This window comes from Ruegeria sp. CDSA033, assembly GCF_059612305.1.
On the sequence record NZ_JBXWQI010000015.1, the window covers coordinates 86,004 to 109,798 of the forward strand.

Here is a 23,795-nt window from a genome sequence, read left to right on the forward strand (position 1 = left end):
GCTTACGCGTTAAGGATGGTGTCGGTCGAACATACCTCACCAAACTCACCCTGCAGGTTGGCAAGCGTGACGGAATGGATCTGTTCGGCGCTGTGGGTCACCCCGTCCGGCCCGGTCGCGTCATAAGCCCAGACGGCGTCAGAGGCATAGACCATCTCAAAGCCCAGACTGCTTGCAGAGCGCGCGGCGGACTCGGCGCAGTGATTTGCTGTGGCCCCGCAGATGACCACACGCTCAATATTGTCGGCGCGCAGATCAGCCTCGAGCGAGGTTCCGGCAAAGGCGCTGGAGACGTATTTGATGATCACCGGCTCGTCCCCCTGCGGTGCCGCAAAAGGTTGAACAGCCGCACCAGGCGCATCCGCATGAAATGGATCGTCGGGGTCAAGCCCGTGGTGATGCACATGGAGGATCTTGTCACCTTGCGCGCGAAACCGGCTGAGAAGCCGGCCGATATTGTCGCCTGCTTCGGGGCAAGATCGCACTGCACCGGCTGCATCCTCATGAGCCAGCGCCATTTGCACATCAATGACGAGTAGAGCAGTTTTCATGGCTTGGTCCTTTATGCGTTGATAGTGGAGGCTGCGCGTTCCGCGAGAATATTTTTGACGCGATCACCATAGATCCGAATGTTGATGTCATCGCTGATCACACGGCCTTCCTGTTCGTCATAGGTCATGATCGCGGTGACACGAGGGGTCGACCCTTCGACCTCTGTCACCCCGTGCAATGAATAGCCACCGCGAAACAGGGTAAAAGTACCGGCACCCCGGTCAAACTTCTGTGCATGGGACATATCACCAGCAAGCAAACGATCCACCGCCTCGCGGTCTTCGGTTTCGTCGGTGCGCGAGTTCGGCAAGAAGGCAAAATCACCGCCAGTTTCAGCGGCCTGCAACAGCAGCGTCACGGTGCATTCCGTCGTATCATAGTGCCAGGCGTGCCAGCTTCCTGGATGCAGGGCGACGACATTCAGCGCCTGAAACTCATCGGCGCAACGATGCAGCACCTCTTTCTTTTGGACGCGGCGCACAAAGTCCGTCAAACGCGGCGACTGATAAAGCTGTTGGATGAGCGTTTCATTCGGCAACTGATCGTCCGCCAATTGCGTTGCCACATGCGTATATTCCTTACGACGCGGATCATCCTTGGGCAGCGACGGATCAATTGCGCCCTGATAGATGTTGCGCTTGATGGTCAGCACGTCAGCGGTGCGTAGCAAGGCGTTGGATTCATCGGCCAGAGCAGCCAGTGCTTCGGGACGGATAAACCCATCCAGATTGCACCAGCCATGTTCCTCCATCTGATCCTGACAGGTCTTGAGAAACGCAGCGCCCTCAGTACTTTCCAGATCCGCAATGGGATAGCGCGCCAGATCCACAAGGTTCAAAACCATGTCGGTGTCTGTATCTTGATTGATCTCCGGCATAGATCGCTCCTTTTTGTCTGGTCGACTTCGTCGTCGGTAATTCTGTCTAGCCGCCGCCCAAAATGAAGGAAAATGAAAGAATTTGCCTCCATGCACATAAAAAACTTATGAATGGGCAATGAAAAGCAATCTCAACCTGAACTGGCTTCGCACTTTCGAGGCCGCCGCGCGTCATCTTAGCTTTACCGCCGCCAGTCGAGAGCTGGGGCTGACACAAACGGCTGTCAGTCAGCACATGAAGGCGCTGGAAGGTCAGCTGGGGCAGAAACTGTTCATTCGCAAGGCGAAAAGCCTGCAACTGACGGAAATCGGCCGGGCCTATTTGATATCGGTGCGGGATTCATTGGAGCACATTGCGTTTTCCACAAACGGGCTGTTTGGGCCTGCCTTGGAGACGACGATCGTTGTGCGGGCGTCGGCGGCCATGATCATTTGGCTAGCGCCGCAACTTGCCACCTTTCAGACCGCCCATCCCGGTATCGGGATCAAACTTGTCACCTCTCTGTGGCAGAGCGGCCAGGAAGGGCATCCCGTGGACGTTGACATCCAGTTGGCTCCGCAAACCCATTCCGACACGCGCATGGTCAAGCTTTCTGATGAATTCATCGTTCCAGTTTGCGGTGTGCGCACCGCGCCAATGATCAAAACACCCGAAGACCTGATGGCACACGCTGCCATCCACGTTCTGGGGTTTGACGACCATTGGGCGCGGTATCTGTCGGCCCGTGGTCTACCCAATGCAGATGTATCCCCGCGCTTTATCGTCGATACCTCGGTTGCCGCCTGCGAATTGGTGGCCGCGGAAAGCGGCTGCACTATTATGATCAACCGGTTCGCGCAGCAGGCCATCGCAAGCGGCCGCCAGATCAGAATTGTCGGTGCCCCCGTTGATACAGGCCAGGCCCACTACGTCTTGCAACACAAAACAGGTACGACAGGATCACACGTTTCGACCGCTTTTTGCGAATGGTTACAAACCCGTTTTTGACGACCGCCCTTAAAACGCGAATGCATCCTGGGGATCAAGCGGGACATGACCACGGCCTTGCCAAGCCGTCCTTGGCAAGGCGCTTGAAGCGGGTAGCCCAATCTGGGGCCAGGTCGTGCAAAACAAGCTGTTTGTGTTTTGAGATCTTCGATGGATCGCCTCCTGAATTTGCGCCAAGCCTAAACGCGCCTGGCATCATGCGCGGGCCTCAATTGGTTCAAATCGGCCCATCACAGGCCCAATTTCCTTTGTGCATCCAGCCCTAGCGACTAGTTTGAAATAATGGACTCCGTAGCCCAACTGACAAGCTGGATGATCACTGAAGGGCGCCAATCAGGCGATCCCGTGAAAGTGGTGTCGCATTTCTGCTCGTCCTTGATAAAGGCGGGTGTCCCGCTCTGGCGGGTCAATATTGGCCAGCGCTTCGCCAATCCCTTACTCATCGCTTGGGGTGTGGTTTGGACACCTGATGGAACCGAAAGCTATGACGTCACACATGAGACGATGTTGACCGACGGGTACGTTGGAAGCTCATTTGAGTATATTCTGGAACACCGAAAGCCACTTCACAAAAGTCTACGCCAGCTGGATTCAAAGACAGAGCATTCATCCTACCTGGAATTCGCCGAGCAGGGCGGCACCGACTATTATGCCACCCTGCTTTATTACGGCGACAGGTCACTACACGGCTGCACATTTGTCACCCAAGCACCAGAAGGGTTCTCGCCACTGCATCTGAAATTGATCGAGGACGCGCTGCCCGCGCTGTCTTCGGCTTTGGAACCTGTCACAATGCGCAAATCGTCCAAAGGCCTTCTGCGAACCTACCTTGGCGATGGACCCTCGGACAGCGTTTGGAACGGGCGCATCAAACGAGGGGAACGTACAACGCTTGAGGCCGTGGTCATGTTCTCAGATTTACGCGGCTTTACAGCGCTATCGGACAGCGCACCTGAAGAGGAAGTTTTTGATGCGCTGAGCGGATACTTCGATCTAGTTGTTCAGTCAGTGGAAGAGAATGGAGGCGATGTTCTTAAATTTATGGGTGACGGTATTCTGTCGATTTTCACCATCGCCACGCAAGCTGATCGCGCTGACCGATGTCGCAAAGCTGCGTATGCCGCGCAAAGTGTTTTGGCTGGTCTGACCGCCCTCAACTGCAGTCGCGCGGAAGCCGGAAAACCGGCTCTGGACGTTGGTATCGGGATCAACGCAGGGCAAGTCAGTTATGGCAACATCGGCAGCCCCGGAAGACTGGATTTTACTGTACTTGGTGGCGCGGTGAACGTCGCCAGCCGAATTGAGGGTTTGACAAAATCTATTGGCCGAAGAGTTTTGGCAACGTCAACCGTTGCTGGCGCTTCGGATGATCTGTTTGCTTCTTGCGGGTTTCACGACATTCGTGGAGTTGCGCATCCAATTGAGCTGTTCGCCCTCGTCGAGCAGAAGCTCTGAGGCGCGGCGGCACCAGCTATTTGGCAAATTCGAAACAAGGGGGAAAAGGGCACCATGTGTGAAATGCCCAAACAACCTGCTGCATCTCGGCCCTTAGGTTCTAGGGGCCAACCCAAAGAGCGGATGAAAGCTGGGTGAGAAAACCAGGCCAAGTCTCTGCGTAAGTCAGCAATGCCTTGATAGTGTTTTTGCCCGCCCAACCTGCATGCGGAATGTCTGCCCCTATAATCAGACCCTGGCTTTTTCGAAGGCCGCCCAAGCGGTCTCAAAAGCATCAAAATCAAACTCCGGTTGGCGGGCTGCATCCAAGACGATGCGTTCTGTCACCAATAGCTTTTGGATTGCGGCTTCTAACTGATCGACGACATCACCGGGTACGACCAACGCGCCATGACGGTCGGCGTGCACCAGTTCACCAGGATTAACTGTCAGACCAAAAACGGAAACCGGTGTATCAATCTCGCGGACGTGGACGAAACCGTGGCTTGGCCCGACGGAACCGGCAACAACCGGGAACCCCTTGGGTAAGTCTCCCAGATCACGCATGACGCCATTGGTTACGACACCGGACATACCAAAACCCTTGTGGACGGATGTATTGATTTCACCCCAATAGGCTCCGATGCAATCCGGATAATCCATATCCTCGATCACCGCGACGCACGGATTGGGCGCTTCTGCCATGTATTTGTAATAGGCCATACGCCGGGTCTTGATGACGTCAGGCGGCTCAGTCGGTGGATTGACTGCCGCGATTTTGGCCGTGCGGGCATAGCCGACGATCGGAGGTTCCTCAGGCGCTGAACACAGCATGGTTCCGCGCGTGAAATCATCGAACCCGCGCTTGCCTTGCGCCACCTCAATGGCATTGCAGACGGTGGGGGTATCGACCTTGCGAAGCAGGGACAAAAGGGATGGCGTCATGTGTCCTCCAACCAACGGATCAAGGCCGCTGTGGTTTTTTGGGGTTGTTCCAGTGTCGGCAGATGCCCTGCACCTTCGATGATCTCCAGCGTGCTGTCTGGCAATAGATCGTGCATCATCTGGTGGCGCTCCACGGGGCACAGCCGATCTTCTTGCCCACACAGAACCAAAGCCTTTCCCATGTAAGCTTTCAGCGTCGCGCTTTGGTCCGGGCGATCCATCAGCGCCTGCGATTGGCGTAAGAATACGTCAGGGCCCAAGTCGGTGGCCATTGCCATGCATAGATCCAGGATAGCCCCTCGGTTGGGCCCGTCCGACAGGTAACTGGGCTTCATCTCGTCCCGCATCACCGACCTCAGCTTGCCGTCGCGAACGGCTGCAATCTGGGGCGCGCGGCGGGCTTTGACCTCTGGCTTTTCAGCCAGTGGATTTGTGTCGAGCAAAGCCAGGCGCGAAACACGTTCCGGGGCCTGACGCAATACTTCCATTGCCACGATACCGCCCATCGACAATCCTGCCAGCGCGAATTCAGACGGCGTATTTTGCAGAATGTCATCTGCAATGGCTTGCACGCTGTCGTGTCGCGACAACTGGAATGTCATCACAGGCATCCTGCCAGACAGTGCGTCGATTTGCGGGCCAAAAAGGCGGGCGTCACACATCATGCCCGGCAAGAAAATCACGGGTATCATGCCGAGGCCAGCTTGGCCCCCTCAGATAGCGCGGCCAACTTGGCGTAGGCGATCTGAGGGTCAACCGCGCCGAAGCCCGCAAAGGTGCCAAAGCCGCAATCGCTGCCTGCTATCACCCGGTCCGCGCCGACGATTCCCGTAAAACGTTCGATCCGTTGGGCCACAAGCTCGGGATGCTCGACGAAATTGGTGGTGGTGTCGACCACCCCGGGGACCAGAACCTTGTCATCGGGTATCTCAGATTTGCGGTCGCGGAACACGGTCCACTCGTGGGCGTGACGCGGGTTCGAGGTCTCAAACAGGACATAGCGCGACTTGGTCGCCATCAGGGTGCTGAACACCTTGTCCATCGCAATATCGCAGCAGTGCGGACCCTCGTAGTTGCCCCAGCAGATATGTACCCGCACGCGATCGTGCGGGACGTTCTGAAGCGCGTGGTTAAGCGCCTCGACATGCATATCGGCGATTTTGACGAACGCGTCGTCTGAAAGGTCTGTGAACAGCATATGGCGCGACAGGGCCAGGTCGGGACAATCCAGTTGCAGATCCAGACCAGCGGCCACGATGGTTTCGTATTCCTCCTTCATGGCATCGGCCAGCGCCGCCAGATATGCCTCACGCGTGGAGTAGAAATCATTTTGCAAAAACAAAGAGATCACGCCCGGGGACGCGGCATTCATGAAACCGCGCTCGGCCCCATGCTGCGCCATAGCCGCTTTGAGGTTGGCAATGTCTTTCTCTAACTCGCCCTGCCCTTTTGATCGCACCTCGCCGGTGCACATTGGTCGGGCGTATTGCGGCGTGCCGCCATCATTGGCCAGCCGCTGCAAAAATCCGGGGAACATCTTCAAATCTGCCGGCGCGTTTCGAGGGCTGTCACCGGAAAACCCGGTGTAGCGGTCCTTGACATAGGTCGCATAAGAAATCTTCGAAGTCTCACCGTCGCTGACTATATCAACGCCGGCTTCGACCTGTTTGCGCACCGTTTCAGAGACTGCGGCGGTCATACACGTGTCAAACGCGGCTGCTTCATATGGTTCACCGTTTTCCCTGGCAAAGATAAGATCCACGACGTCCTGTGTTCGGGGCAAAGACCCAACATGTGTGGTTTTTACGGCCATAAAGACCTCCTTACAGTTTTCGTGCCATCAGCACAGTATGGCTTTGGGTTTCGGGGTCTTCGGCCAAAAAACCGGTCAATTGCAGCCCGTTCTCTTCAAGGCACGCTGCATAACCGGCCGGGGACAACGAGGCGTGGTAGACAAGCTCTGATCCGACCGTGCCGCTGACTTCCCCGGCGCGTGGACCTACGGTCAGCATCAGCATTCCACCGTTATGTAAATGGCGTGCCATGCGGGTGATGCAGCCCTTCTGCTCATCTGCCGTCAGGTGAAAAAAGCTGTTCCAGGCGATGATCCCATCGAATTGCTGATCCAGCTCAAAATCCCGCATGTCAGCTTTCCGCCAATCCCCGTCCGGCCAGCGTTCTTTGGCGATGGCCAGCATGGCTGCGGAAAAATCGACACCCGTGACGTCAAACCCTTCGGCCATAAACCAGCGCGCAATGGGATCGCCTGTGCCACAGCCCAGATCCAGTACGTGGTCACCCGATTTGAGGCTGGCCGTGAAGCGCGCCAGCCAGCGCGCCTCGAAAAGGGCTTTTGAGCGACGCTTGTCATACTCTGTGGCTTGCCGCTCATATATGGCTTGGGTGTCGTTCGGGTCTGCGCTCATCCTGTCCAGGTCGCTCCTGCCGGTTCATCGGTTGCAGTGATCCGGTACAGGCCCGCCTGCCCGGTCATTGATGGCTGAATGCTATAGGATTCACCGGGCAGAACCAGAGCCGTGTCACCTGTCGAAATTGTGGCTTCGTGCCCGTCGATCGAGATATGCCAGTGACCGCTGGCTGGCATCAGAACCACAGGTTTATCCGCCGCAATCGGTTCGGTCACAGAGGACCCCCGGCCAAGAAAGTCTACCGCAAACCCCGGCTTATCCTTGATCAGCCCGCTCTCACCAATCACCTGCGCAGGCTTGTTGGCCGACAACGCCATCAAATCCCAATACCGTGCAACATATTTGCCGACGACTTCCTCAACCGGAACCTCAGGGTAGCCCTTCAACTGCTCTTCGGTCAGCAAGGGCATTGGGTGCACATTATGAGGCAACTCCTGCCCTTTCTTGGTGTCGTACAGAACGCCATTGTCGCCCAGCATCAGACCATGCGCCTGCGCATCTTCGATGACCTGAGGGGCCCAAGTCACGCCCCCGCCCGCGTCGTCACCGCCTAGGATCGCCATGATCATACCGTAGTCCTGGCTAACGTTTTCAAAACCACGGAAGATGCCGGTAGGGATGTTGAAAATATCGCCCTCCTCGGCGATGAACTCACCAGCGGTGCCATAACGGCCCCAGAAAAAGCGCCAGCGTCCTTTGGCAACAAAGAAAACCTCGGCCGTTGTGTGGCTGTGCAGTGAGTTCCGGCATTTCGGCGGCTGACCCGCGGCACCGATGTTGAAGCCGATCTTGTCGGTGATGTGCACGTGCTGATCTGGAGATTCCGAGACGCCACCGCCGATGATCGTGAAATTCTCTTTCTGATCGCTGCCCGGCGTATGGGCATCGATAAATGCGGTTTTACAGGGTTGTAGCTCGCCGTAGCGGACAATGCGGGAAGTGATGGCTGATTTGGTCATAACGTATGATCCGACTTTTTGTTTTCAGGAATGCAAGCTCGTGTGCTCAGACGGCACAGGCGCTCACTCCCCTGGCGGGCGCAGATTCAGCCGCCGCGCCCGCAGGCTTTGACGGAACATATGGAAACGTCGACGGGCTCCGGTTTCACGCAGACCACCTGCAAGGTTACGATATGCGACCGGACGGGCCACTCAGACCTCCCCGCTCTGCAACAGGATCTGTTTCCAGACCGAGGTTTCATCGAACAGAGTGTATTCACGGCGCAACTGCGGCTGCCCCGCAATCAGTGCGCCAAACTCGGCATGGCTGATCCCGAGGACGTAAACCTGTGCCCCTGTCGGCGCCCCGAACATGCCCCAGCCGTCATGCTTACCCCAAAGGCTCCAGCGAATTGCTGATCGCGGCGGCATATCCGGGTCGTCGCGCCCGATCTGGTGTTCAATCTTGAATTCAGCATTCGGAAAACTCGCCCGAAGCCCCATCCAGAACCGGTCGACGGCATCCCAGCCATGCCCCGTGACGCCGCCCACATATTCAGACTGCACCGCACGGTCATATTCGGCCGCGATTGCGCCCATATCGGCGTTCATGATCCGGGTCAGGATATCAGCATATCGCTGCCCCCACGCATTATCATTTCCGCGACCCTTGTAGGGGCCGGGCTGGTCGATTTCGGGGGTCAGAGGCTTGGTACAGCTGTCCTTACCGCCCTCGCGCGCAATCAGATCAGCGGCGTATTCCTTTGGGTCCCAGCCCATCTGCCGCACAATCGCGCCCTGATCGCGGATCAACCATTCGTCGTTGATCTGGTTGTCGATGGCGTGGCAGTCGGCCAGAATTCGATAGCATAGTTTTGTACCCGAAGGTTTGCCGTAAACCCCCTCGGCCAGATGCGTGGCCGTGGAAAGGATGCGGTGAGAGCTCAGCATGCCCTCTTCCGGCGTGCCCGACCAGATCACATCTTCACCCATCAACTGCCGATCCGGAAACTCGGCCAGGGTCGCCATCGTGGCGCCGATCACATTCTGATTTCCCAAAACCACCGAACCGGGTGAGCGAACGACGATATCTTCGCTGTAATACTCGTGCAGGGTTGCGATGCCCCGGTCTTCCCAGATCTCTTTGGTAATTCCGATGATATAGTCGGGAAAATCCCGGAACTTGGGATCAAAGCCTTTCATGTTTTCATCCTTTGCGGGGTCCAGCCTTTGGGCAGCCGTGCCGAGGTGCGCACGATCAACGGTCCATCAATCGCGACCTTGCGGGCTGCGGCAACTGCCGGGTTTTCAATATGGTCCAACAAGGCATCAACGGTTTCCGCAACCATCAGGTTGGCGCGTTGACGAATGGTGGTGAGGTTATAGGCAAGCCATCCGGCCTGCGGTACGTCATCGTATCCAACGATAGAAACGTCTTCTGGTATACGCATTCCGAGTTCAAACCGAACGACGTCCATCACGGCAAGCGCCATATGGTCATTGGCGACGAACACCGCGTCGGGTCGTTTTTGCGGTTCAACGTCAAACATGCGGCGCGCGGCCAATCGCGCATTTTCGGTCAGGAACTCTCCGATTTCGTAGGCGTACAAATCCTGACCTGCATCACCGAGTGCGGCGCGAAAACCGGCCTCGCGGTCTCGCTGGGTTGAGGCACCCTGCCAACCGGCAATGTAAGCGATGCGACTGTGGCCTGCGGCAACAAAGAACTCGGCGACCTTGCGACCGCCGGAATAATTGTCAGAGGTCACCGAGGTGATCCCGTCGATATCCTGACTACGGTTGAACAGTACGACCGGCACACCAGCTTGTTGGCACCGCGTTGCGATATCGGACGACATCGCGACCGAGGCCAGGATCACGCCATCAACCTGATAATCAAGAATTTCCTCCATAACGTCGTCAATGTTTCCGGCGGTTCTGGAGGCCATGAAGATCAGGACGTGATACCCCTGCTCCTGCAACTCGTTCGACAACTTCTCAAGCGCTTCGGGATAGAAATAGTTGTCCAGATAGGCGACGACCAAACCAATGATGCGGCTTTTGCCCGACACCATCGCGCGCGCCAACACATTGGGGCGATAGCCAAGTTCGGTCGCGGCTTTGCGCACTTTCTCTTCCGTCTTCTTGCTGACCGAGGCACCGGGCGTGAAGACGCGGCTGACGGCAGACTGGCTGACACCGGCAAGCTGGGCGACCTGAAGTGATGTTACTTTCTCAGCCATCAGTCTGCCGTCCAACCTCCGTCAATCAACATCGAAGTGCCTGTAACCAGCGCTGAGGCATCCGAGGCAAGGTAGCGTACCGCACCCATGATATCCTCGACCTCGCCCACGCGACCCAGTTTGATCTTGTCCATGATCCATGCGGCGCGTTCTGGGTTGTCAAAGGTGGATTGGGTCAGAGGCGTTCGAATGAACGTCGGGCAGACCGTGTTGATCCGAATGCCCTGTTTGCCCCATTCGATGGCCATCGATTTTACCATCCCCTCAAGCCCATGCTTGGTCGCACAATAGAGCGCCCGTTCGACCCCTCCAACATGCCCCATTTGGCTGGAGATGTGGATGATCGAACCTGGCCTTTCATCCTCGATCAAGGCACGAGCGGCATAGGCCGACAGGAAGTAAGCCGAACGCAGATTGACGCCCGTTACAACATCGAAATCCTCAGGCGTTGTCTCAATAGCAGCACTGTGCCGTGCAACCCCGGCCGAATTCACCACGACATCAAAGCTGCGCGTTTCAAAAAGCTGCTTTAGCGCATCCAGATCGCCCTGATCCAGAACCAGCGCCTCGGCCGACCACCCCTCTGCCTGCAGAGCAGCGACAGTTGCATTCAACCGATCTTCGCCTCTGGCCGCACAGACGACATGCGCGCCCGCCTCGGCCAGCGCCACGGCACAGCCCTGCCCAATGCCCGAAGAGGCCCCTGTCACCAGGGCGGTCTTTCCTGTGAGGGAAAACGAAGGGGTGCGCGGCAGTTCAGTCATCAGCTCATTCCATTCGGTATATCAATGCGCCCAATGTTTCGGGCCTTGTTGAATTCCCGCAGACGGGCAAAGACGTCAACGCCTAGCTGGCGATACGCATCCAGAAGATCGACCAGCACCCAGTTTTCACGAATGCGCCCGTTTTCCAGCCGCCAGAAATCGAGGCTGCGCATAGTGATCTTCTTGCCCGAGGGCGCGATCCCCATCCATCCGTCATCAGTGACAGTCTGGATCATATTAGGCCAGCCGGTCACGGCAGCGTATTCGCCATCGCCGAAGAAGTGATAGGTGATATCGTCCACGTACTGCCCGCGATCCGGCATCCCGTTCAGAAACGGAATCTGGTGCCAGTTGCGGAAGCCTGCATAGCCCCGTCCGGTGCCGATGCCTGAGGGGCCGTACCAGTTCATACGGGGATGCCAGAACCGCTCCATCTCCATCACCTCAGGGCCGCCTTGCGACGGGTGTTTCTTGAGGTGCTCCAGCATGTCGATGATATGCTTGCAGGTCTCTTTGCCTTTGGCCTCATTGCAGGGCCCAGGCACCAACCCGTCCTGCGCGGCCGGTCCGGGCACATGCCATTCGCGGCCAAGACTGGGGGCCATGGGCCAGGCATTGGCCTGCATCATCACCTCGGGGATATCCCAAAGGGCTTGCATTTCAGCAACTTTGCCGTTTTCGAAACGGTAAAACTCATGAAACCGCATGGTGACCTGGTGACCTGTCGGCGGGATGTCCAGCCACGGGCCGGTGAATGTACCGGTGTAGTAGCCGCCGCATCCAATCCAGTCAGAACCATGTTCATCCGGTCCACCCATGACGATGTAATCCCGCCGTTCCAGATCGGGCCAGGCAGTCAACAGGTCTTTATAGGCGCAGTCATAGAAAGCGTCGCTGCCAATGCTGTCGCCAAAGGGATGGCACAGGTGGAAAACAGCGTCCGAGGCCGTTACCTCGGCCAGTGCCGCGCGAACACCGGCCTCGGAAAAATCATACATCGCAGCCCTGAGCGGAGCGATCAGGGCCTTATGCTGAGTATGCCTATCACTCATTCAGCGGCATCCCGATAAGGCGCGGGTTCGCCATAGGGCACATTGATGCCGCCATAGCGACGCACGCGGACGTTGCACTGTTCTGCGTGGCCTACAAAACCTTCCAACATGCACAGACGTGAGCCGTATTCGCCGATCAGTGTCGCCGCCTCGTTGGTCAGAACTTTCTGATAACTGTGCGTTTTCAGGTACTTCCCAACCCAAAGCCCACCGGTATAGCGCCCAGCCTTCTTCGTTGGCAGGGTGTGGTTCGTACCAATCACCTTGTCCCCGTTTGACACGTTGGTGCGTGGACCAAGGAACAACGCGCCATAGCAGGTCATATTCTCCAGAAACCAATCGTCGCGATCCGTCATCACCTGCACATGTTCCGAGGCGATGTCATCTGCGACTTGCAGCATCTCATCATATGTGTCGCAGACGATCACCTCGCCATATTCATCCCATGACACTTTCGCTGTGTCTGCAGTCGGCAGGATACGCAACAGGCGGCCCACCTCGGACAGTGTCTCTTTGGCAAGCTTGTGAGAGTTGGTCAGCAACACACAGGGGCTGTTATAGCCATGTTCGGCCTGCCCCAGCAGGTCGGTTGCGCACAGCTCGGCATCTGCTGCGGTCTCGTCGGCGATCACCATAGTTTCGGTGGGACCTGCAAACAGATCAATACCGACGCGCCCGAACAGCTGGCGCTTGGCTTCCGCGACAAAGGCGTTACCGGGGCCAACCAGCATGTGAACCGGATCAATAGTCTCAGTGCCCAAAGCCATCGCGCCAATGGCCTGAATGCCACCCATAACGTAGATCTCATGCGCGCCACCCAAATGCATGGCCGCAATCACTGCTGGGTTCGGCTTGCCTTTGAACGGAGGCGTGCAGGCAATGATCCGAGGGACACCGGCAACTGAGGCCGTGGCCACGGACATATGGGCCGACGCCACCATTGGGAACTTGCCGCCGGGGACGTAACACCCGACCGATTGTACGGGGATGTTCTTATGGCCAAGGATCACGCCCGGCAGGGTTTCAACCTCGATGTCCAGCATTGAATCCCGCTGAGCCTGCGCAAAGTTGCGCACCTGTTCCTGTGCGAATTTTATGTCGGCCAGTTCCCTATCGGTCAGTTGACCGATCAAGTCATCGATTTCCTTCTGGCTCAGGCGGAACGAGGCTGGCGAGTAGTTGTCGAACTTCTCACTCAACTCACGCACCGCAGCATCACCGCGGGTTTCGATGTCTTTCAGCGTCGCCTCAACCACGGCGCGGGTCTTGGCATCATCTTCCGCCCGGTCCGCATCGGATTTGCCGCGTTTAAGATACTCGATTGCCATGTTTCCAATCCTCAGTTTTCGGGCCGGGGTGGACATTTCTCACCCCGGTCAAATGCTTCCCAGCCTTGGCCGTTGAACAGGTCGACGCCCAGTTGCGCCGCGACATGTGCGAAATCGACATTCACCCAGTTGTCGACGATCTTGCCGTCAACGACTTTCCAAAAATCCATGTAGCGGATCTCGACCCGCTTGCCGGTAGGGGCGATGCCCAGAAACTCACCCGTATGGGTTGCTTCCTGACGACCAAAGGCTGCTGCCCATTCGCCCATGTATAGACGGGCCTCATCGATGCAGGTCTTGTCCGAAAACGCCGCCTGAAACGGGCGCTGCCAGTTTTCCTGAAACTCTTTCAGCCCGGTTTTGGTGCCGCAGCCTTGATTGCCCATCCAGCGGAAGCCTTGGGTGAAGAATTCTCCGATGTCATCAATGCGGTGATCGTTCAGACCATCCACCATGGTTTCGATCACGCGGCGCGTGTCTTCGGTTTTGCTCATGTCCGTGTCGCGGGTCAGAACCGCTTGTTCGGGACGGGAACCTTTCATGTCTATGTCCTTTCAGGTTGCCAGAGAGAGAGTTTGGGGATCACAGCCCCGATACTCAGAAAGTCCCTCGGCATCCTGTTCAGCGCCGGGTGGCGCGACATGGCGTTATGGCGTGCATGGTTGCTCATTAGCCTTTGACCGCTCCGGCTGTCAGACCGCTGACGATCTGGCGCTGGAAGATCAGCACAAGGAAGATCAGCGGCGCAGTGATCGACACGGCGGCGGCAACCGCGACCACTTGGTCGGTTGTAGTCGTCTCGCGGTTGAACATGCCGACAATGGCGGGAACCATGGTCTGGTTCTGCGCGTCCAGCAGCAGTGCAGTGACAAGAAAGTCGTTATAAGCCAGCAGGAAGCTGAACAGACCTGTGGTGATCACCCCCGGCCACATTACCGGCATGATCACACGGCGGAAGGCCTGAAAATGGCTGCAACCATCAACGCGCGCGGCCTCATCCAGCTCTGCCGGGATATTCTGAAAGAACGAGCGCAGCATCCAGATCGTGAATGGCTGATTGATCGCAACCAGAACAGCAATCACCGCAAATGGCTTGCCGTAAAGTGTCGGTGCATTTTCACCCAGGATCGGGGCCAGCCATTCGGCCGAATTGATGAACACTGGCAGATAACCGGCCACCAGTACCGAATGCGGTAGCGCGCGGAACACCAGCGCCACGATCAGGATCCAGAACGCCAGGGTCGAACCCGAGCGCGCCAGACCATAGCCCGCCAGCGTGCCTACGGTCAGCGAGACTGTCACCACGCCTGTTGTCACAATCAGCGAATTTTTGAAATTGTTCGAAAAACCCCGGTCGATCCAGACGGTTTTGTAGTGTTCCGTGGTCAGGCCAAGCACGTCCCGACCCAAGGGCCCGAACCATGGGTTGAGCACGCTTAGAATGGCAGGCAGGACAATAAAGAACACTACGAGAAAGCCCACCAAAACGACCAGTACGCCAATGACCCAGCCGAACCATTCCTGTCCGGGCTTCGAGTAGGATTTTACCATCGACGGTAGGGTTTTGGTGGCGATGATTATCGTCGCCCAGATCACCGCGACACCCAGAATAATATCCAGCAGCGACAGTCCCTTACCGACGCCCAGCGTGGCCGGGCCAAAAATCACGTTCAACGCGTTACTGTCGAACGCATCGACCGGCGACTTGAAGCTCATCACCACGATCCAGAAGATCGGGAAGGCCGCGATCAGGCACCAAAGCGCCAGAAAGATGTTCGAGGTCAGCCGCAGGCTGAGCGGTTGGCGAAGCGCGCGCGAGGACATGTCAGTGGCCTCCTTTATGATCACGCCATGTGCGGCGCAGCGGCAGGATAAGCAGGATGACAACGCCAATCATGGTCAGCATTGAGTTGGCTGAGGCCCGGCTGATCGACCTGTTGCCCGCCTGATCCGGCGTCAGGTAGTCAAATGTCAGCCACTGCAGTGAGATCACGTAGCCTTGGCTCGAGAAACCAACGATCTCTTCGAACACGCGGTAGCTGTCCATCAGGTGGATCATCGATACAAAGATGATCAGCGGCATCAGATGCGGGATGACGATATATTTCAGCCGCTGCCAGCGTGTTGCCCCATCGATAACAGCGCTTTCCAGACTGTCCTGGTTGACCGTTTGCAGACCGGCATAGAAGATGATGGCCGCAAAGGGCGCCACGTGCCAGACGCGGTAGATCATCATGAGAACTTCTATGGTCCAGGCTTGGGCAAACAGGGCGATATCGCGATTCAGCCACCATTCCATCATCGCAGTCAGGATACCGTCGCCACGGAACAGCCAATTGATTGACAACACTCCGATCACCGGCGTGATGATGAATGGCAGTAGTGAGACAAAAATCACCGGTCCGCGGATCGATCGCGCGGCATTGTTGATCAGGATCGCGATCCCTAGCCCGCAACCGACCACCAGCGGCAGAGTGATCAGAGTAAATGTCAGCGTGAACCGCAGGGCCTTCCAGAAATTGATCGTCGACAGCACATGCCAACTGCCGTCGCTTATGGCACGCCATGCACGTTCAGGTTCCAAAACATTCCGATAGCTTTGCAGCCCGACATACTGGGTTTGCGTAATGATCTCGCCATGCTCGTCAAGCTTCGGTTGTGACACCTGCTCAGTCACGCAGGTCTGCGTCACAAAACCAGGGGTGCAGGTTTCCTTTTCGACGGTCTCATAGATCGGCTGGGTGACATAGAAACTCTGCTGGAACACGCTGACCAAAGGGAACGCGATAAAGAGAAGCATCATAAAGACAGAGGGACCGACAAAAGCAGCAAATGTCCGGAAGTTCATGGCTCTGCCTTTCTAATGGTTCTCGGGGGAAAGGGATGGGAGGGCCAGAGCCCTCCCATGAGAGGATCAGTTGCTGATCAGGCCTGCTTCTTTCGCGGCAGTGACGTAGTCTGCCTCGATATCAGCCAGAGTCGTTTGTGCGTCTTTGGCACCGGTCAGGTAGTCCGCCAGTCCGTTACCCAACGAGGTGTGCATGATGCCCATAGGACCGGAAGCCGGGTAAGCCTTGGCACCGCCTTCAGCGGACGCTGCAGCACCTGCAGCCAAAGGACCTGCCGAATAGGCCGTGCTCAGCCATACGGCGACATCGTTGTTCGCACTGACCGTATCGGTGTCCATGCCCTCAAGTGCGACGCGGAAGGCAGCATCCGCTTCTTCGTCGCTCATGTTCGAAGCCAGAACAATACCGTCCCACCAGATTGTGGTCGCCGGAACCGCCGATCCCATTGGAGCCGCGGCCATGGTCACCTTGCCAACGACCTGGCTTTCGGCCTCATCGTTCATGGCTGCGGCACGGCTGGCCCACAAGTTGGCCATGGCGATCTTGCCCTGCTGGAACTGCTGCTGAACATAGGTCGAGTCAGAAACCAGATACTCCGGGTCCATATACTCGGTCATGGCCTTCAGTGTTTCCAGCGCGGCCACGCCCTGCTCGTTGTTGATTGCAGGCATGTTGCCGTCGCCAAAGAACGAACCGCCCTCGCCCAGGTACATGTTGATGAATTCCTGGCCAAGGTTCCAACCGGTTTTGAACGTCCCACCGATGGGATAGTCCATGACGCCGGCTTCTTTGATCTTGGCGGCAGCAGAAAGAACGTCGCCATATGTTTTGGGTTCTTCGATGCCCAGCTCGGCCAGAACATCATCGCGATACATCAGGTGCTGAGCGTTCACCATCATCGCAATGGCCATGGTCTTGCCGTCCACCTTGATCAACTGGTTAGGCAGCAAGTCCTGACCGTATTTTTCAACCAGATCGTCCAGCGGGCGGATCGTGCCCGCGTTCAGCAAGGGGACCAGTGTTGCGTTCGATACACCGCCGATCTGATAAAGTGCGGGATCAGCCGCAAAGGCCTCGGGTTGCTTTTCACGGAATTCCTGGTCCAGCGAAGCACTGAAGTTGCCGCATTCCGCCATCGCATCGGTGACCGCTTTCCAGGCTTCAAACCCGGCGGACAGCGACTTCAGTGGCACGTCGTTTTCGAAGGCGCATTCCGCCCATGCGCCGGTGGCGGCGATGGACATGGCACCTGCCATAAGGATCGTCTTGAGTTTCATGCGTTTCTCCCTGTCAGGATCGGTCCGTCGTCGACGTCCGGACCGGTGTTAAGCCCGTTTGGGCTGTTTGTGGGGGTGTTCCCCAATCCGCGCACCGCTTTCAGCTTCAAAGAGGTGACAGATTTCTTGCGGCACCGAGAACGAGACCGGCTCGCCAATCTCGGCGCGGTAGGCTTTATCGGCTTTGACCGAGACCAGAGCACCACCGACCCGCACCGAAATCATGGTCGCGTCGCCCAGCAATTCCAGCGTGTAAATGGGTGCAGTGATTTGGCCCTGCCCTTCGGCAAGGCTGGCATCCTCGGCGCGGAAGCCCAGCGTCATAGGACCGTCTGGGGCATCCACTGGGATTTCGACGTGTTCGGCACGGAACATTCCGCCTGAAACGTCGCCATCCATCAAATTCATCGCGGGTGAACCGATGAAGCTGGCCACAAACGTGTTTGCCGGCATGTCATAGATTTCCGTGGGGCTGCCGACCTGCTGCACCACGCCCTGTTTCATCACCACAACGCGGTCGGCCAGCGTCATCGCTTCGATCTGGTCATGGGTCACATAAATCGTCGTCACCGCCAGCTCGTGACTGAGGTTCTTGATCTGCGCCCGGGTCGAGACCCGCAGTTTGGCGTCAAGATTCGACAGCGGTTCGTCCATCAGGAACACGTTTGGTTCGCGCACAATGGCACGGGCGAGTGCTACACGCTGTCGCTGACCACCTGATAGCTCGGCGGGTTTGCGATGCAGAAAATCGTCCAGCTCTACCATCGCGCTGGCGCGGCGTACCTTTTCGTCGTGGGTCGACGGGTCGATGCCGCGCACCTTCAGCGGAAAGCGGATGTTTTCATAGACGTTCATGTTCGGGTAGAGCGCATAGCTCTGGAACACCATCGCAACGTCGCGGTCCTTCGGCTCCAGATCGTTGATCACATTGCCATCGACCAGGATTTCGCCCTCGGTCACGTCCTCAAGTCCAGCGATCATCCGCATCGTGGTGGTCTTGCCGCAGCCCGAGGGGCCGAGCAGTACCAGAAACTCGCGATCTGCAATGGTCAGGTCGAAATTGTGAACCCCAACGAATGAGCCCCATCGCTTGCCGACGTTCCGCAATTGAATTTCCGCCATGGTGCCCCCTGCAAGGAATCATTTTGCATACGTTTGCAAAACTGTAATTCGCATACGTCAATTCAGGCAAGACTTTTTTGCATACGTATGCAAAACTAACGCAAATACCCGACTCAACCCGGCTTCGTGCCTCTCGTAAAACTTTGATCACAATGGCAAATTCCGTGACCTTTCAGACAGAAAAAAAACTCGTCTCTGCGTTTCACACCGCGTTGGATTCCGCGACAGAACAAGAAATCCCGAAGGTAATGAGCCAATATTGCGCCCCGGAACTGAAGTGGCGCGGCTTTCATCCATTCAACAAAATCAATGACCCCGAACAGGTTGCCCGGCAGTTCTGGCAGCCACTAAAAAGCAGCCTGACCCGCGTGCAAAACCGTGTAGATATCCTGTTTGCGGGGCAAAACTCTCTGCGGGACGATGCTGATGTCTGGGTCGTGTCCATGGGGCATTTGATGGGGCTGTTCGATCGCCCGTGGCTGGGCATTCGCCCAACTGGCAAGCTGGCATTACTGCGCTATTGCGCGTTCTACAAGGTCGCCGGTGACAGGATTGTCGAAACAGCGATGTATTTCGACATACCGCACCTGATGGTGCAAGCCGGGCAAAACCCGTTCCCTCCGCAAACCGCGACGCATTTGGTGCAACCCGGACCAAGACCCCATAACGGCCTGCTGCTGAACGCACAACCTGCTGAAGAAGGCGAAAAGACCCTGGCGGTCATCAACGCGATGATCTCGGATCTCGGCCAATGGGACAGTGGGTTGTCGCTTGAGGATGAATTGGCCCAAACTTGGCACCAAGACATGATCTGGTGGGGACCCGAAGGGATCGGCGCGACCTACACGATAGAACGCTATGCCAAGCAGCACTCAGGCCCGTTCCGCGCCTCATTCGCAGACCGATCAAAGACCAATCATGTCTGCCGTTTGGCCGAGGGGCATTATGGAGGGTTCTTTGGCTGGCCCAACTTCACGGCCACTCCGTCCGGCGGGTTCATGGGCATGCCAGCAACCGACAAACCCGGCGAATTCAGGGTGATCGATATCTATCGCCGCGCTGGTGACAAACTGGCGGAGAACTGGGTCTTCATCGACCTGTTGCACTTCTGGAAAGCGCAAGGTGTCGATATTCTGGAACGCACCACAGGGATCGAAACACCATGAGGATTGATGCGCATCACCACTTGTGGGACCTGTCTGCCGTGACCTACCCTTGGCTCATGGAAAAGGGCGTCGCGCGTTTCTTTGGCGACCCCTCCCCCATCCAACGAAACTATTTGCTGCCGGAGTTTCGCGCAGACGCCGAAGCCGAGCGTTTCGGCGCTTCGGTACATATTCAGGTCGGCGCGGCTGACCCCTGGGCCGAAGCGCAATGGGTGCAATCAGTGGCCGACCAGTTCCCGGACTGGCCATTGGTGCAAGTGGCGTTCTGCGATCTGACCGCTGATGATCTGGACAAACAACTCGACCGGCTTCAAACCCTGCCGTCTGTACGTGGCGTTCGTCAGATTATCGGCCGTGCTCCGGGCGAGGATGCAATCACCGGCACAAACACGCTGCTTGAAGACCCAAAGTTCTTGGCTGGACTGAAACAAATGGGCTCACGCGGGCTATCCTTCGATCTTCAACTGCTGCCTGAGTTAATGGAAATGACCGCAGATGTGTTGTCGCAGGCCTCAGAAACCCGGATTGCTCTTTGCCATGCAGGGTCCCCCCACGACCGAACCGCACAAGGCTTGCAGAGATGGGCGGACGGGTTAATGTCGTTGTCAAACCTCCCGCAAGTCTGTTGCAAACTCTCCGGCCTCGGAATGTTTGATCATAACTGGAGCGCTGAAAGCGTCTCACCAATCGTTGCAACCTGCCTGTCACAGTTTGGTGCCGACCGTTGCATGTTCGGGTCGAATTTTCCGGTCGACAGCCTCAGTTCAACTTACAAAGAAGTTGTTTCCAGGCACCAGGAACTCATCCCGGCATCAAACCAGGACGATGTTTTCCACGGCACAGCAAAACGCTTCTATCTCTTTGAATAGGGAAAACTTTTTCTGCCCTCTTTTAGCGAAGTCTTCCCGACAGAAGCTCCCGAAAGTGAGCCCAATCCGACCAACGCATTGCAAACGAACTTCAGTATTTGGAGCTTTGGTTATCTGCCGCTAGCGTGCATTTCACGCTTACGGTTCCGAGTACGCTTTGTGGCGTCCTCGGAACCGTCATGATACGTCCCGAACCACTTGTCCCAGGGCATTTCCGCATTGCCGTAATTGCACTCGTAATAGCGATGATGAAGCTGGTGAAAAAATGCGCCGATCAGCAGGGCCTGACGATCACGCGCCCAGATCGCCTCATATCCCGAATGCGAAGATGCCGCGCCCAGCATCAGCCAATAGCCGAGGAAAATCATGTGAACAGTATGGCTGGGTAAGATCAGCACGATCAGAATAGCACTGAGATATCCGCCACCGTCAAGTTACGCGTCGCCGGGTGCCCTCCAAAAGTATAGATCCGTTTCAAAACCGCTGTCCCTTTCCTATTCAGCGGCTTTGCGCTCGGAGCCTTGCGGGATCACCTCGTAACCGGGTTCTTCCGGCTCATCATCCGTCATTTCCGGCGGGAAACCGGGGGCGAGAATGTCCAGACCAGTGGCCTCTTCCAGACGTTTGATGATGTTGGGCGAAAAACAACGCTCGCCATAGCGTTCGATGCCATCCTCAAAGATCTGAACCAGCATAGGCGAGATTTCCAGCGGCACATTGTGACGGTCAGCCACCTGCTGGAACAGACCGGCATCCTTTTTGACCAGATCCATGGTGAAAGAAATGTCCCGGCTGCCGTTCAGGATCACCTGGCTTTCGGTTTCATGTACGAATGACGTGCCGGAGCTAATTTTCATCGCCTCATAGGTCGTGTTGAGGTCCATACCGGCCGCCTTGGCGGTGACCAGCGCTTCGCAGCAAGTGACAAGATTGGCCGTGGCCAGATAGTTCGTCACCACTTTCAAAACCGAAGCCGAGCCCAGATCACCAGTGTGCAGAATGCGGCGCCCCATGGTTTTCAGGAAAGGCGCGATGCGGTCAAACGTAGCACGGTCACAGCCCGCAAAGATCGAGATATTGCCCGTCGCCGCACGGTGGCATCCGCCCGATACCGGGCAATCCACGGCTGCACCACCCGCATCCATCACCATTGCGCCCAGGCGTTTGACCTCGGCTTCGTCAGTGGTGGACATCTCCATCCAGATTTTGCCAGGCTTCACCTCGGACAGCATCTGTTGCATGACGGCATCCGAGGCAGCGGGCGATGGCAGGCAAGTGATAACAGCATCGCAATCGCGCATCAGTTGGGCCGGGCTTTCACCCCGAGCCGCCCCACGCGAAACGAAATCATCCACAAGTTCGGGGTTGAGGTCATGCACCGTTAGATCAATGCCGTTCCGCAGCAAACTGCCACTGAGTTTCCCGCCGACATTTCCAAGACCAATAAATCCAACTTTCATGCGCGTGGTTCCCTGTTTCATTTCCCGCCGGATGATCGGCAAAGATGTTACTTCGCAAAAAGTACAAACGTTGATGGCATTGTGTAAAACGAATAAAATCGGCAAGTATCAGCGAAAATTTTTGGTGCTAAGAATGCCGCAATCTCCTAACCCTATCTGGCTTCGGTCCTTTGAATGCGCCGCGCGGCATCTGAGCTTTACTGCTGCCGCAGCCGAGCTGGGTATCACGCAATCGGCACTCAGCCTGCATGTCCGCTCGCTGGAAGCACAACTTGGCTGCCCCTTGTTTTATCGCGCCGCACGAAACCTAAGCCTGACCGAAGTTGGTCAGGCATACGCTTTTTCTGTGCGGCAAGCCCTAAGAGACATCGATCTGTCAACGATCAGCCTTTTCGGATCAAACCAGAAGCACGAGCTGGTCGTGCGTGCGCCAATATCCACGGCGACCTTGTTTCTCGCCCATAGGTTGCCAGAGTTTTTGCGGATTCATCCCGATATTTCCATAAAGCTGATCTCGAACATTTGGGCTGAATCCGCAGGCCGCGAAAATGTCGATGTCGAACTGAGGACAGGAAGTGGCGATTGGAATGAAATCCCCTCTCGGAAAATATCTACTGAACGTATCGTCCCTATTGCCCCCAAGAAGGTCGAGGAAGAAACCCCTTCCATCGAAGATCTGCAACAACGGCCACTCATTCACATTCTGGGCTTCCAGCAAATGTGGGAACGGTATTTTTCCGCAATCGGGGTTCGACAAACCCAATTCGCATCAACCTTTGTGGTCGACACGACAATTGCCGCAGTGGACATCGTGGCCGCAGGTGGCGGCAATGCGATCGTTATCGAGAGGTTTGCCAAAACCGCAGTTGAGACCGGAAGAAAGGTCGCCATAGTTGGTGAAGCAGTTCCAATAGAACAGAGCCACTATTTGATTTCAGGGCAAAACACAAAAGCGGATGCGGTAGCCAAACAGCGTTTTGAAGCTTGGCTGGAAGACATCTTTGCTAATCGAACTGGGTTGTGATGACACGGACGAAGAGGCGGTGAACGCTATCGTGCCTTGGTTGAAAGCGGCCAACTCATTTGCCGAACTAGTGATGGCGTACTTTTCTTTTGCAACACACCCGGAGGTCCGCAAGCAGGTTTGTTACGTATTGAGTACTCCGGGCCCCTCTCGACGTTATTGCAAGAGCATTTCCGGACGAGCCGAATATTCAAGAAACCGCTATGCGCTCATATCACCGAAAGTACGCAAGTGGCAGGTTTGGAAGAATTGAGTTCGACTACGTTCCTGACGGACATCGCGTCGATGAGACACGAAACACAGTATTCAAGGATATTCCGAACATGAGCAGTATGAACGGCCCTCTTCGCGTTGGCATCGGTGGTCCGGTTGGAGCCGGAAAGACCACTTTGACCGCTGCATTGTCTGAAGCCCTGCGCGATGCTTGTTCAGTGGGCGTCATCACCAATGACATTTATACGCAGGAGGATGCCGAAGC

At 56.5% G+C, this 23,795-nt stretch carries 25 protein-coding genes; 6 read left to right on the top strand and 19 right to left on the bottom strand.

Going from position 1 to position 23,795, the window contains the following annotated elements; all coding sequences use genetic code 11:
* Window positions 1-2: 2 nt before the first annotated feature.
* Window positions 3-551, bottom strand: a complete 549-nt coding sequence (locus AC2FLA_RS17490; RefSeq protein ID WP_496723917.1) for an isochorismatase family protein — start codon at window positions 549-551, stop codon at window positions 3-5.
* 11 nt (window positions 552-562) lie between these two features.
* Window positions 563-1,429: a HalD/BesD family halogenase gene (locus AC2FLA_RS17495; protein WP_496723919.1), complete on the bottom strand. Its 867-nt coding sequence runs from the start codon at window positions 1,427-1,429 to the stop codon at window positions 563-565.
* Between the two features lie 118 nt (window positions 1,430-1,547).
* Between AC2FLA_RS17495 and AC2FLA_RS17500 the strand changes: the two genes are divergently transcribed.
* Both AC2FLA_RS17500 and AC2FLA_RS17505 read left to right on the top strand, forming a co-directional pair.
* Window positions 1,548-2,417, top strand: a complete 870-nt coding sequence (locus AC2FLA_RS17500) for a LysR family transcriptional regulator (protein WP_496723921.1) — start codon at window positions 1,548-1,550, stop codon at window positions 2,415-2,417.
* Window positions 2,418-2,699: 282 nt separating this feature from the next.
* Entirely contained in the window at window positions 2,700-3,872 is a 1,173-nt protein-coding gene (locus AC2FLA_RS17505) for an adenylate/guanylate cyclase domain-containing protein (RefSeq protein ID WP_496723923.1), read from the top strand.
* Window positions 3,873-4,100: 228 nt separating this feature from the next.
* Here AC2FLA_RS17505 and AC2FLA_RS17510 read toward each other — a convergent pair whose 3' ends face one another.
* The 15 genes from AC2FLA_RS17510 to AC2FLA_RS17580 all read right to left on the bottom strand — a co-directional run bounded on the left by AC2FLA_RS17510 (window position 4,101) and on the right by AC2FLA_RS17580 (window position 18,798).
* Window positions 4,101-4,796: an RraA family protein gene (locus tag AC2FLA_RS17510; RefSeq protein ID WP_496723925.1), complete on the bottom strand. Its 696-nt coding sequence runs from the start codon at window positions 4,794-4,796 to the stop codon at window positions 4,101-4,103.
* Window positions 4,793-5,488, bottom strand: coding sequence for an alpha/beta fold hydrolase (locus AC2FLA_RS17515; protein ID WP_496723927.1), 696 nt, complete (start codon window positions 5,486-5,488; stop codon window positions 4,793-4,795). The genes AC2FLA_RS17510 and AC2FLA_RS17515 overlap by 4 nt, the downstream gene beginning before the upstream one ends.
* Window positions 5,485-6,609 carry a cobalamin-independent methionine synthase II family protein gene (locus tag AC2FLA_RS17520; RefSeq protein WP_496723929.1) on the bottom strand — a complete coding sequence of 375 codons (1,125 nt, stop codon included), beginning with the start codon at window positions 6,607-6,609 and terminating at the stop codon, window positions 5,485-5,487. The genes AC2FLA_RS17515 and AC2FLA_RS17520 overlap by 4 nt, the downstream gene beginning before the upstream one ends.
* Before the next feature lie 10 nt (window positions 6,610-6,619).
* Window positions 6,620-7,222, bottom strand: coding sequence for a class I SAM-dependent DNA methyltransferase (locus tag AC2FLA_RS17525; RefSeq protein WP_496723931.1), 603 nt, complete (start codon window positions 7,220-7,222; stop codon window positions 6,620-6,622).
* Window positions 7,219-8,184: a cupin domain-containing protein gene (locus AC2FLA_RS17530; protein WP_496723933.1), complete on the bottom strand. Its 966-nt coding sequence runs from the start codon at window positions 8,182-8,184 to the stop codon at window positions 7,219-7,221. Before AC2FLA_RS17530 ends, AC2FLA_RS17525 begins: the two co-directional genes overlap by 4 nt.
* Before the next feature lie 192 nt (window positions 8,185-8,376).
* Window positions 8,377-9,366, bottom strand: a complete 990-nt coding sequence (locus tag AC2FLA_RS17535) for a nuclear transport factor 2 family protein (RefSeq protein ID WP_496723935.1) — start codon at window positions 9,364-9,366, stop codon at window positions 8,377-8,379.
* Window positions 9,363-10,406: a LacI family DNA-binding transcriptional regulator gene (locus tag AC2FLA_RS17540; protein ID WP_282120208.1), complete on the bottom strand. Its 1,044-nt coding sequence runs from the start codon at window positions 10,404-10,406 to the stop codon at window positions 9,363-9,365. Before AC2FLA_RS17540 ends, AC2FLA_RS17535 begins: the two co-directional genes overlap by 4 nt.
* Window positions 10,406-11,170 carry an SDR family NAD(P)-dependent oxidoreductase gene (locus AC2FLA_RS17545; protein WP_282169725.1) on the bottom strand — a complete coding sequence of 255 codons (765 nt, stop codon included), beginning with the start codon at window positions 11,168-11,170 and terminating at the stop codon, window positions 10,406-10,408. Before AC2FLA_RS17545 ends, AC2FLA_RS17540 begins: the two co-directional genes overlap by 1 nt.
* Window positions 11,170-12,222 (bottom strand): ester cyclase, encoded by a 1,053-nt coding sequence (locus tag AC2FLA_RS17550; RefSeq protein ID WP_496723938.1) that lies wholly within the window; start codon window positions 12,220-12,222, stop codon window positions 11,170-11,172. The genes AC2FLA_RS17545 and AC2FLA_RS17550 overlap by 1 nt, the downstream gene beginning before the upstream one ends.
* Entirely contained in the window at window positions 12,219-13,550 is a 1,332-nt protein-coding gene (gene hisD, locus AC2FLA_RS17555) for a histidinol dehydrogenase (protein WP_496723940.1), read from the bottom strand. Before hisD ends, AC2FLA_RS17550 begins: the two co-directional genes overlap by 4 nt.
* 11 nt (window positions 13,551-13,561) lie before the next feature.
* Window positions 13,562-14,092 (bottom strand): ester cyclase, encoded by a 531-nt coding sequence (locus AC2FLA_RS17560; protein WP_496698921.1) that lies wholly within the window; start codon window positions 14,090-14,092, stop codon window positions 13,562-13,564.
* A 127-nt stretch (window positions 14,093-14,219) separates the two neighbouring features.
* On the bottom strand, window positions 14,220-15,374 hold the full coding sequence (locus tag AC2FLA_RS17565) for a carbohydrate ABC transporter permease (protein WP_496723942.1): 1,155 nt from the start codon (window positions 15,372-15,374) through the stop codon (window positions 14,220-14,222).
* 1 nt (window position 15,375) lies between these two features.
* Window positions 15,376-16,398 (bottom strand): carbohydrate ABC transporter permease, encoded by a 1,023-nt coding sequence (locus tag AC2FLA_RS17570; RefSeq protein WP_108859139.1) that lies wholly within the window; start codon window positions 16,396-16,398, stop codon window positions 15,376-15,378.
* 66 nt (window positions 16,399-16,464) lie between these two features.
* Window positions 16,465-17,676: an ABC transporter substrate-binding protein gene (locus AC2FLA_RS17575; RefSeq protein WP_496723944.1), complete on the bottom strand. Its 1,212-nt coding sequence runs from the start codon at window positions 17,674-17,676 to the stop codon at window positions 16,465-16,467.
* Between the two features lie 48 nt (window positions 17,677-17,724).
* A complete protein-coding gene (locus AC2FLA_RS17580; RefSeq protein WP_496723946.1) occupies window positions 17,725-18,798 on the bottom strand; it encodes an ABC transporter ATP-binding protein in 1,074 nt (357 codons plus the stop codon).
* Between the two features lie 152 nt (window positions 18,799-18,950).
* On the opposite strand from AC2FLA_RS17580, the gene AC2FLA_RS17585 reads away from it, so the two are divergent.
* Entirely contained in the window at window positions 18,951-19,964 is a 1,014-nt protein-coding gene (locus tag AC2FLA_RS17585; RefSeq protein ID WP_496723948.1) for a nuclear transport factor 2 family protein, read from the top strand.
* Window positions 19,961-20,833: an amidohydrolase family protein gene (locus AC2FLA_RS17590; RefSeq protein WP_496723950.1), complete on the top strand. Its 873-nt coding sequence runs from the start codon at window positions 19,961-19,963 to the stop codon at window positions 20,831-20,833. Before AC2FLA_RS17585 ends, AC2FLA_RS17590 begins: the two co-directional genes overlap by 4 nt.
* A gap of 110 nt (window positions 20,834-20,943) precedes the next feature.
* Here AC2FLA_RS17590 and AC2FLA_RS17595 read toward each other — a convergent pair whose 3' ends face one another.
* Window positions 20,944-21,231 (bottom strand): sterol desaturase family protein, encoded by a 288-nt coding sequence (locus AC2FLA_RS17595; protein WP_496723952.1) that lies wholly within the window; start codon window positions 21,229-21,231, stop codon window positions 20,944-20,946.
* Between the two features lie 96 nt (window positions 21,232-21,327).
* Complete coding sequence (locus AC2FLA_RS17600; RefSeq protein WP_496723954.1) at window positions 21,328-22,314, bottom strand: NAD(P)-dependent oxidoreductase; 987 nt, start codon at window positions 22,312-22,314, stop codon at window positions 21,328-21,330.
* Between the two features lie 10 nt (window positions 22,315-22,324).
* Between AC2FLA_RS17600 and AC2FLA_RS17605 the strand changes: the two genes are divergently transcribed.
* On the top strand, window positions 22,325-23,317 hold the full coding sequence (locus AC2FLA_RS17605; protein ID WP_496723956.1) for a LysR substrate-binding domain-containing protein: 993 nt from the start codon (window positions 22,325-22,327) through the stop codon (window positions 23,315-23,317).
* Window positions 23,318-23,640: 323 nt separating this feature from the next.
* Window positions 23,641-23,795: GTP-binding protein (locus tag AC2FLA_RS17610; protein WP_496723960.1), on the top strand; the 155-nt coding region annotated here is incomplete at its 3' end.

Bases quoted from the DNA above. Each gene is read 5' to 3' on its own strand.
- AC2FLA_RS17530 (WP_496723933.1), bottom strand. From the start codon at position 8,184: ATGACCAAATCAGCCATCACTTCCCGCATTGTCCGCTACGGCGAGCTA.
- AC2FLA_RS17495 (WP_496723919.1), bottom strand. From the start codon at position 1,429: ATGCCGGAGATCAATCAAGATACAGACACCGACATGGTTTTGAACCTT.
- AC2FLA_RS17585 (WP_496723948.1), top strand. From the start codon at position 18,951: ATGGCAAATTCCGTGACCTTTCAGACAGAAAAAAAACTCGTCTCTGCG.
- AC2FLA_RS17505 (WP_496723923.1), top strand. From the start codon at position 2,700: ATGGACTCCGTAGCCCAACTGACAAGCTGGATGATCACTGAAGGGCGC.
- AC2FLA_RS17575 (WP_496723944.1), bottom strand. From the start codon at position 17,676: ATGAAACTCAAGACGATCCTTATGGCAGGTGCCATGTCCATCGCCGCC.
- AC2FLA_RS17540 (WP_282120208.1), bottom strand. From the start codon at position 10,406: ATGGCTGAGAAAGTAACATCACTTCAGGTCGCCCAGCTTGCCGGTGTC.
- AC2FLA_RS17600 (WP_496723954.1), bottom strand. From the start codon at position 22,314: ATGAAACAGGGAACCACGCGCATGAAAGTTGGATTTATTGGTCTTGGA.
- AC2FLA_RS17565 (WP_496723942.1), bottom strand. From the start codon at position 15,374: ATGTCCTCGCGCGCGCTTCGCCAACCGCTCAGCCTGCGGCTGACCTCG.
- AC2FLA_RS17590 (WP_496723950.1), top strand. From the start codon at position 19,961: ATGAGGATTGATGCGCATCACCACTTGTGGGACCTGTCTGCCGTGACC.
- hisD (WP_496723940.1), bottom strand. From the start codon at position 13,550: ATGGCAATCGAGTATCTTAAACGCGGCAAATCCGATGCGGACCGGGCG.
- AC2FLA_RS17605 (WP_496723956.1), top strand. From the start codon at position 22,325: ATGATCGGCAAAGATGTTACTTCGCAAAAAGTACAAACGTTGATGGCA.
- AC2FLA_RS17525 (WP_496723931.1), bottom strand. From the start codon at position 7,222: ATGAGCGCAGACCCGAACGACACCCAAGCCATATATGAGCGGCAAGCC.
- AC2FLA_RS17550 (WP_496723938.1), bottom strand. From the start codon at position 12,222: ATGAGTGATAGGCATACTCAGCATAAGGCCCTGATCGCTCCGCTCAGG.
- AC2FLA_RS17570 (WP_108859139.1), bottom strand. From the start codon at position 16,398: ATGAACTTCCGGACATTTGCTGCTTTTGTCGGTCCCTCTGTCTTTATG.
- AC2FLA_RS17510 (WP_496723925.1), bottom strand. From the start codon at position 4,796: ATGACGCCATCCCTTTTGTCCCTGCTTCGCAAGGTCGATACCCCCACC.
- AC2FLA_RS17490 (WP_496723917.1), bottom strand. From the start codon at position 551: ATGAAAACTGCTCTACTCGTCATTGATGTGCAAATGGCGCTGGCTCAT.
- AC2FLA_RS17545 (WP_282169725.1), bottom strand. From the start codon at position 11,170: ATGACTGAACTGCCGCGCACCCCTTCGTTTTCCCTCACAGGAAAGACC.
- AC2FLA_RS17515 (WP_496723927.1), bottom strand. From the start codon at position 5,488: ATGATACCCGTGATTTTCTTGCCGGGCATGATGTGTGACGCCCGCCTT.
- AC2FLA_RS17560 (WP_496698921.1), bottom strand. From the start codon at position 14,092: ATGAAAGGTTCCCGTCCCGAACAAGCGGTTCTGACCCGCGACACGGAC.
- AC2FLA_RS17520 (WP_496723929.1), bottom strand. From the start codon at position 6,609: ATGGCCGTAAAAACCACACATGTTGGGTCTTTGCCCCGAACACAGGAC.
- AC2FLA_RS17580 (WP_496723946.1), bottom strand. From the start codon at position 18,798: ATGGCGGAAATTCAATTGCGGAACGTCGGCAAGCGATGGGGCTCATTC.
- AC2FLA_RS17535 (WP_496723935.1), bottom strand. From the start codon at position 9,366: ATGAAAGGCTTTGATCCCAAGTTCCGGGATTTTCCCGACTATATCATC.
- AC2FLA_RS17500 (WP_496723921.1), top strand. From the start codon at position 1,548: ATGAAAAGCAATCTCAACCTGAACTGGCTTCGCACTTTCGAGGCCGCC.